Consider the following 1,627-nt stretch of genomic DNA (forward strand, 5'->3'; position numbering starts at 1 on the left):
CGTCCCTGCGCGAGGGGGTTCGGGCGCCGGTTCTCGCGCCCGGAGGGGCTCCACGGCGACGACCGCCGCCGGCGGCGGCGGTCGTCACGGCGAGCACGCGGCGGTGTTCCGTTCCGTCACCCGCGCCGGTCCGAGACCCGGCGTGCCAGCTGCACGCCCGTCAGGGTGACCAGTCCGGTGACGGCGGCCCACGCCAGCCATGCCTCCGGGGAGTTGGGGGTGACGGCGGCGGCCGCGCCGGTGCCACCCGCGTGGACGGCGTTCGACGAGGATTCCGTGCCGCCGAGCGTCTGGGTCGCCAGGGCGAGGTTCTGGTCGTCCGCGCTGCCCCAGGCGTAGACGACGGTGTCGCTGCCCGCCTTGAGGTTCAGGTCCGCGGGGCCGATCGCCACGGTGTCGGTGCCGGCGAGGGTCACATCGGTGTTCAGGGTGCCGGCGTCCACCACGGTGGAGTCCTGGTTCGGGTTCGTCAGCCCGGTGAAGACGGGCTCGCCTCCGGCCCTGACGTCCACCGCCGGGGCGGCGGCCACGTGTCGGACGGTCAGCCGCGCCTGGCCGGCGTCGACCTTCGACGTGTCGTTCTTGAAGGTCGTGAGCTGCGGTTCGCCGTCGGCGGACAGGTGCGCGGCGATGGTGGCGTCGGCTCCCTCCGGCACCTCGACCTTCTTCTCCAGGACCGGCGTGCCGTCGGGGCCCTGGCCGGCCTTGAACAGCTGTATCTCGTAGGTGCCGGCGTCCAGGGCCTGCGGCTTGGTGACCGTGCCGGGCTTGAAGTCGCCGAGCAGCCGGTCTCCGTTGGCGTAGACGTCCACGGTCGTCCCCGGAACGCCGTGGAAGACGGACACCATGCCCGTCCGGTCGCTGTCGGCGGCCGCGGCGGCCACGGACGGGGCGGCGACGGAGAGTGCCAGGGCACAGGCTCCGGCGGAGGCGCCGATGAGGAGGGGAGTCCGGGAGGTCATGGGATTGATCCCTTCTTCGAGGTCCGCGCCGGTTGCGCGGTCTCACCCGTAGTTCGTGCACGCCCCCCGGGACGGATGCGCAGGGTGGACATTTTCTTCCATTCCGGTCGTCTGCGATCCGGCCCGTACCCCGGTCGCGCCGACGCCGTCGCCCTGTTCGATCGCCGTGCGCAGCCGGAGCAGGCCGCGCCGGGTGTGGCTCTTCACGGTGCCCAGGGGCAGTCCGGTGCGGTCGGCGATCTGGGCCTGGGTCAGGTCCTCGTAGAAGGCCAGGCACAGCACCTCGCGCTGACCGCGGGGCAGCCGGGACAGGGCGTCGACCAGCAGGACCCGGTCCAGGACCTCCTCGGGCGCGCCTTCGGGCCGCGCTCCCCCGCCGTCGTCGGCGCGGGTGACGGTGTCGACGAGCGTGAGGCGCCTGCTGCGGGCCGCCAGGGCGTCGACGATCTTGCGGCGGGTGATGCCGACGAGCCAGCCGCCCAGCGTTCCCCGCTCCGGGCGGTAGCCGTCGCGCCCGCGCCACGCGCCGATGAACACCTGCTGCGTGACGTCCTCGGCCTCGTGGGTGTCGCCGAGCGAGCGGGTGGCCATGGTGTGGACGAGGGGGCCCCAGCGCCGGTAGACGGCGGCGAAGGCGTGCTCGTCGGCGGCGCGCAGACCATGGA

Annotated in this window: 2 protein-coding genes; both read right to left on the reverse strand. The window is 73.8% G+C overall.

Annotation, left to right across the window (positions count from 1 at the left end; genetic code table 11):
• Positions 1-116: 116 nt before the first annotated feature.
• Positions 117-962 carry a DUF4397 domain-containing protein gene (locus HW445_RS30210; RefSeq protein ID WP_180223989.1) on the reverse strand — a complete coding sequence of 282 codons (846 nt, stop codon included), beginning with the start codon at positions 960-962 and terminating at the stop codon, positions 117-119.
• 42 nt (positions 963-1,004) lie between these two features.
• Positions 1,005-1,619 carry an RNA polymerase sigma factor gene (locus HW445_RS30215; RefSeq protein WP_257231386.1) on the reverse strand — a complete coding sequence of 205 codons (615 nt, stop codon included), beginning with the start codon at positions 1,617-1,619 and terminating at the stop codon, positions 1,005-1,007.
• Positions 1,620-1,627: the final 8 nt, after the last annotated feature.

The sequence above is a fragment of the Streptomyces sp. UH6 genome, from assembly GCF_013421635.1.
Taxonomy (GTDB): Bacteria; Actinomycetota; Actinomycetes; order Streptomycetales; family Streptomycetaceae; genus Streptomyces; species Streptomyces abyssomicinicus.

Excerpts from the sequence above, each read along its gene's own strand:
- HW445_RS30210 (WP_180223989.1), bottom strand. The coding sequence starts at position 962 with ATGACCTCCCGGACTCCCCTCCTCATCGGCGCCTCCGCCGGAGCCTGT.